The following is a 6,261-nucleotide window of genomic DNA, read 5'->3' as shown; positions in this document are numbered from 1 at the left end:
AATAGCAAAAGTCGGTTAAAACCGACTGAAGAACCAAATCAAACGATCGCCGATTTCAGTCCTCTTTAAGAGGACTTTCGCTATGAGACAGGGATTTCAATCCCTGTCGGACTGTCGGATCGTGGGAATGGCTGATCGACCGCGATCGCACTCTCGACCCCGATTGTCCTCTGCAAGTCGATCGGGCTTACCCACAAGCCCGCCGGGGATTGAAATCCCCGTCTAATAGCAAAAGTCGGTTAAAACCGACTGAAGAACCAAATCAAACGATCGCCGATTTCAGTCCTCTTTAAGAGGACTTCAGCTATGAGACAGGGATTTCAATCCCTGTCGTACTGGGGGACTCGCACTCTCGACCCCGATCGCACTCTCGACCCCGATTGTCCTCTGCAAGATTGGGCTTACCCACAAGCCCGCCGGGGATTGAAATCCCCGTCTCATAGCAAAAGTCGGTTAAAACCGACTGAAGAACCAAATCAAACGATCGCCCATTTCAGTCCTCTTCAAGAGGACTTCAGCTATGAGACAGGGATTTCAATCCCTGTCGTACTGGGGGACTCTCGGATCGTCGGACTCGCCGATCGACCCCGATCGCACTCTCGGATTTGGTCACAAAATGATAAATTAACCTAAACAATTAGGAGGAAAAATCTTTATGGCAATGTGGCGGCTGTACTATCATTTAGTTTGGGCAACAAAAGAGCGACAGCCTCTCATATCTCCCGCAAAAGAAACCGAACTTTACTCTTATATCATCGGCAAAGCAGACACCCTCAATTGCATCCTTCATGCGATCGGCGGCACAGAAAATCACATCCACTTAATAGTTTCCATTCCTCCGACACAATCGATCGCTGAATTCGTTAAAAATATTAAAGGTAGCAGCAGCCGTTATCTCAATCAAACTTTGCAAAATCCCAATAAATTTTCATGGCAAGAAGGATACGGAGTATTTTCTTTAGGACAAAAACAACTAGACTCAGCAGTCGCTTATGTGATAAATCAAAAGGAACATCACTTGCAAAAAACCACCAATTCCCATTTAGAACAAATCACGGATCAAGACCATCCACCCACTCGGTGGCACCCGAATTCGGCAGAGAATTAATTGAAAAACATTGGCCGACTCTCAGACTCGCGGACTATGCAGCTATTCGGACTTTGGGGGCGATCGGGCTTACCCAAAGATCCTAGGAGTGATTGAAATCCCCGTCGAGAGAGCGAAAGTCGGTTAAAACCGACTAAAAACCCAGATTCAACAGTCACAAACTTCAGTCCTCTTCAGAGGACTTCAGCTATGAGACAGGGATTTCAATCCCTGTCGGACTGGGGACTCACAGATCGACCCCGATCGACCAATCGAGTCGATCGGGCTTACCCACAAGCCCGCCGGGGATTGAAATCCCCGTCGAGAGAGCGAAAGTCGGTTAAAACCGACTGTGGATGCCAAATCAAACGAGCCCGGACTTCAGTCCTCTTCAGAGGACTTCAGCTATGAGACAGGGATTTCAATCCCTGTCGTACTGGGGGACTCACAGATCGACCCCGAACTCTCGGACACGCCGATCGCACCCACCAACTTTCATCCCATCTCAACAACATCTACAATGCAATTCCTCGAACTCGTCCTCAAAAACTTCGGCCCCTATGCAGGCACCCAAACCATCAATCTCCGCCCCGAAAAAGACGGAAATCCCTGCCCAGTCATTTTATTTGGCGGCATGAATGGCGGCGGCAAAACCACCCTCATGGACGGCATTCGCCTCGCCCTCTACGGTGGCCGCGCCCAATGTTCCACCAGAGGCAATTTAAGCTACAGCGACTTTCTCAATCAATGCGTCAACCGCCACACTCCCCCATTAGAAGATACCCGCGTCGAACTAACATTTGAACAAGTCCAAGATGACAAATTAGCTCAATTTAAAATAGTTAGATACTGGAAAAAATTAGATATCAAAGACACCTTAAGCATTCTCATATACAGCGAGATTGTCAGCGATTGGTGGTCGGACAAAGCAATTACTAACACTTGGGACGAATACATCGAAACCCTTTTGCCAGTTGGAATATCCAACCTATTTCTGTTTGACGGCGAACAAGTAAAAGAACTTGCCGAACTCGAAACACCGCCAGAGTTTGTCGTCGGGGCGATTAAATCTCTTTTAGGTTTAGAATTAGCAGAACGCCTCGCCGTCGATTTAGAAATTTTAGCCGGCCGCAAGCGGAAAGAAATTGCTGGCAAAAAAGACTTGGCTGCTTTAGAGAAAATCGAACAAACTTTTAAGGAAATTACTGATAAAATAGACTCAGCTAAGCAAGAACAAGCCAGCTTTAAAAACGAATTTGATAAAGCTCAAAAAAATCAGAAACAAGCATCAGAAAAGTTTATTTCTGAAGGCGGGAAAATTGCCGCCGATCGCAGTCAGCTAGACAGCAAGCTAAATGACTACCGAAATAAGGCCGAAAAAACCCGTCAAACCATGATGGAATTGGCATCAAATACGCTACCACTAGCCCTAATTTCGCCCTTGCTAAGCGAAGCAAAAACTCAAGCCGAAACAGAAGCCAGCCAGCAGCAAGCAAAGATTGCCCAAAATCTTATCAAACAAAGAAGCGATCGCCTTCTAAACTATATCGCGGAAATCTCGTTAAATCCCCAACAGTTAGATAAAATTCAAGACTTCATCCGCCAAGAAAACCAAGAACTCGAACAGCAAGCCGGAACAGATGCCCCGCCCTGGATGAACGCCGACAACAACAGCATCCAGCAACTAGAAAATCTCCTTAGCTACCAAATCAAAGCCCAGCAAATTCTAGCCCGCGACCAAATAGAAGAAATCAAAAACATCGAATCAGAAATCGACTTCACAGACAGAGAACTCGCAGCCGCAGCTTCCCCCGAAGCCTACGAAAAACTAGAAGAAGAAGTCAGGAAAGCCCAAAAAGCAGTCGCTATCGCAGCCGCCGCCTTGGAATCAGCCAACCGCCGCGTCGATGAATTAGAGAGAGAATTAGCCAAAAACCAAAAAGAACTAGAAAACTACAGCAGCGAATACATCACCATCAGAAACAGCCAACACGTCATCGCTTCGATCGCCAAAGCCCAAGCCACCCTGAAACTCTTTAAAGAAAAACTTACCCTCAAAAAACTCAACAAACTCGAAATAGAAATTACCGACTGTTTCCGCTACCTGTTGCACAAAACTGACCTCGTGCACAGAGTTGCGATCGACACTCAAACATTTAGCCTCTCCATTTACGATCCAGAAGGCAAACCGGTACCCAAACACCGACTTTCTGCCGGGGAAAAACAATTGCTGGCGATCGCCTTTTTGTGGGGATTGGCTAGAGTATCCGGGAGACAATTGCCAGTGGCGATCGACACTCCCTTGGGCCGCCTCGACTCCTCCCACAGAAACAACCTAGTCGAACGCTATTTCCCCTCGGCCAGCCACCAAGTCATCCTGCTTTCTACCGACACGGAAATTAGAAAAGTAGAATACGAAAAACTCCAAGAATTAGAGGCGATCGCCCACAGCTATCTCCTCAAATACGACTCCGCCAAACACCAAACCACCGTCGAAACTGGTTATTTTTGGGAATAAAAATTTGCGCTAAAAAATAGCCGCAACCCCCTTGACTTTGCTGGGGAGTTGCGGTAATATATATCATAATGGGATGGTTGCGAAAATTTTATTTTTGCCACCATCCCATTATTAAGGATAAATCCTACTAAAATAAGAATACCAAAAAAAACCTATTTAATCAAGTCGCGCCGTGTAAAAAAATGTTAATTATTTCGGGTAATCTAGAGGCTTTGCTTCCCCAACATTAACACTGTTTACAATATACCAAACAATCTCAAACTCATGGAACCACCAGTCGATCGCATCCGCCTATCCCAAACCGGCAAAGACCAACTATCAAAACTGAAACGATCGACCAAAATCGATCAGTGGAATATTCTATGCAGGTGGGGATTTTGCCGATCGCTCGCCGAGCCCAGCATCCCATCGCCAGTACCAATTCCCAGCGACAGCAACGTCGAATTAAGCTGGGATGTCTTCGGCGGCGATATGGCTGATATCCTGATAATGGCCCTCAAGCAGCGGTGTCACCAAGACAATTTAGGCACAGAAAAAGAAACTCTAGCGAAACAGTTTCGCCTGCACTTGCACCGAGGGATTGGTTATTTGGCCGGCGATCCGAATATTAAGAAAATTGAAGACTTGGTGGCGATCGCTCTTTCGCCTGAAAAATTAAGAAATTAACTGATTTTTGACTGTTGGCGGTTCACTCATGTTATTGGTTATATCAATTCCGGTTGGATCGGAATGATTTAACCGCAGAGTACGCAGAGAACACAGAGGAAGAGAAGAGAGAGAGGAATAATTTCGATGAATCGTGGATTTGATATTATTAGCAGACTCCAACAAGTAACAAATAACTTATTACTTCTGTAACAGGGGGAAAAAATGACCTACTGGGCCTTGGCCTTCCCCAATATCCAAAGCATATTTGAGAGCAGTAGTAACATAATTCTTAGCTAATGTCACCGCTGTAAACAAATCTTTCCCCAAAGCCAAATTAGCAGCGATCGCAGCACTCAAAGTACAACCAGTCCCGTGAGTATTCCCAGTATCAACATTCTCAGTCTTCAACACATCCAAGCGCGTACCATCAAACCAAACATCAATCCCCCGCAAATCTCCCGCCATCCCGCCGCCTTTCACCAAAACAGCTTTCGCACCCAAACGATAAATCTGCTGCGCCGCCGATCGCATATCGTCTAGAGAAACAATCTGCAAACCGCTCAAAATCTGAGCCTCAAACCGGTTGGGAGTCACGACAGCAGCCATTGGGATCAAAACATCGCGCAAAAATGCGATCGCCCCGTCATCAATCAATCGATCGCCCGATCGTGAAACCATCACCGGATCGACAACCAAATTCCCTATTCGCAAAGCTTCCACCTGTGAAGCCACCGCCACCATAATTTCCCGATTCAGCAGCATCCCAGTTTTCACAGCCTGCACCCCAATATCCCCAACCACCGCCTCAATTTGAGCGGCCACAGCCTCCGCAGACAAAGCATCAACTCGCATCACCCCCAAAGTATTTTGAGCCGTCACGCAAGTCAAAGCACTTGTACCGTGCACACAGTGAAACGCAAAAGTCCGCAAATCCGCCTGAATCCCCGCCCCGCCGCCACTATCAGAACCCGCCACAGTCAAAGCCACAGGAATCTTCGATTTAATCATCTTTTTTCAACCGCCGATAAACACAGACACATCCCAATAATATCTGGGTTCCCCGTGGCACGGGCGTCCCGCCTGTGCTTCCGAAGGGCTTAAAATTCCCAAACAAAATTAGCTATGATTAAACCAATTGTAAAGAATTATTGCAAACAACCGTGAAAATCACCCGAATCGACCTCAACTCTTGGATATTCCACATCGCCGGTCAAACCATCCTCGTAGATCCCTGGCTGGTCGATCCCCTCGTATTTTACGGTCAACCCTGGCTGTTCACCGCCTACCACAACACCCCCGTCGCCTTCACTCCCAGCAGCTTACCGCCGATCGACCTCATCCTAATTTCCCAAGGATTAGACGACCACTGTCACAAACAAACACTCCAACAACTCGATCGCACAATTCCCGCGATCGCCTCACCCACCGCCGCCAAAGTCCTCAGCAGTTTAGGCTACACTAATATCACATCTTTAGCAAATTGGCAAGAGTTAAATTTTAAAGAAAAGTTACAAATTACTGCCGTACCCGGAGCCGAAATCGGGCCCGGACAAGAAGAAAACGGCTATTTGCTCAAAGATTTAAGCAGCGGCGAGACACTTTATTACGAACCGCACCTGCCGCCATTAGACAAAGTTAAACAGAAAATAGACACAGTAGACGTAGCGATCGCCCCAGTCATCGGTCAAATCTTCCCATTCCTCGGACAAGTCATCATCGGGCCTTCGGAAGCCCTCAAGCTCGCCCAAACTCTCAAACCTCGGTTTTTTCTGCCTACAGCGACGGGAGACATCCGAGCCACAGGCATTTTACCAATGTTAGTGCGATCGATCGGCAGCATCCCCGAATTTCGCGATTTACTAGCAAAATCCGGCCTCTCCACCCAACTCCTCGAACCCGAACCAGGCCAAACCCTGGAAATTTTAGATTTTAGATTTTAGATTTTAGATTTTTTAGATTTTAGATTTTAGATGCTCGATATTTTCGATTTTTTAGATGGGAGATTGGA

At 46.8% G+C, this 6,261-nt stretch carries 7 protein-coding genes; 6 read left to right on the top strand and 1 reads right to left on the bottom strand.

Annotated features, from left to right (window positions below; translation table 11 throughout):
- Window positions 1–82 precede the first annotated feature (82 nt).
- The 5 genes from QT984_RS04905 (at window position 83) to dndE (ending at window position 4,271) form a co-directional block, all read left to right on the top strand.
- Window positions 83–226, top strand: coding sequence for a hypothetical protein (locus tag QT984_RS04905; protein ID WP_333261871.1), 144 nt, complete (start codon window positions 83–85; stop codon window positions 224–226).
- A gap of 80 nt (window positions 227–306) precedes the next feature.
- The gene (locus QT984_RS04900) at window positions 307–633 is read left to right on the top strand and encodes a hypothetical protein (RefSeq protein WP_333056126.1); all 327 of its coding nucleotides are present in this window, start codon (window positions 307–309) and stop codon (window positions 631–633) included.
- A gap of 22 nt (window positions 634–655) precedes the next feature.
- Window positions 656–1,108 (top strand): IS200/IS605 family transposase, encoded by a 453-nt coding sequence (gene tnpA / locus QT984_RS04895; protein ID WP_333056125.1) that lies wholly within the window; start codon window positions 656–658, stop codon window positions 1,106–1,108.
- A 499-nt stretch (window positions 1,109–1,607) separates the two neighbouring features.
- On the top strand, window positions 1,608–3,605 hold the full coding sequence (dndD, locus tag QT984_RS04890) for a DNA sulfur modification protein DndD (protein ID WP_333373443.1): 1,998 nt from the start codon (window positions 1,608–1,610) through the stop codon (window positions 3,603–3,605).
- A 264-nt stretch (window positions 3,606–3,869) separates the two neighbouring features.
- Window positions 3,870–4,271, top strand: coding sequence for a DNA sulfur modification protein DndE (gene dndE, locus QT984_RS04885; protein ID WP_015179042.1), 402 nt, complete (start codon window positions 3,870–3,872; stop codon window positions 4,269–4,271).
- Between the two features lie 180 nt (window positions 4,272–4,451).
- On the opposite strand, the gene thiD is transcribed toward dndE, so the two are convergent.
- The gene (gene thiD, locus QT984_RS04880) at window positions 4,452–5,261 is read right to left on the bottom strand and encodes a bifunctional hydroxymethylpyrimidine kinase/phosphomethylpyrimidine kinase (RefSeq protein WP_333056124.1); all 810 of its coding nucleotides are present in this window, start codon (window positions 5,259–5,261) and stop codon (window positions 4,452–4,454) included.
- A 152-nt stretch (window positions 5,262–5,413) separates the two neighbouring features.
- Between thiD and QT984_RS04875 the strand changes: the two genes are divergently transcribed.
- On the top strand, window positions 5,414–6,193 hold the full coding sequence (locus tag QT984_RS04875; protein ID WP_333056123.1) for an MBL fold metallo-hydrolase: 780 nt from the start codon (window positions 5,414–5,416) through the stop codon (window positions 6,191–6,193).
- The last annotated feature ends 68 nt before the right edge of the window (window positions 6,194–6,261 follow it).

This window comes from Microcoleus sp. Z1_B2 (genome assembly GCF_036700325.1).
Taxonomy (GTDB): Bacteria; Cyanobacteriota; Cyanobacteriia; order Cyanobacteriales; family Microcoleaceae; genus Microcoleus.
This window is presented reverse-complemented; position numbering and strand designations above follow the sequence as displayed.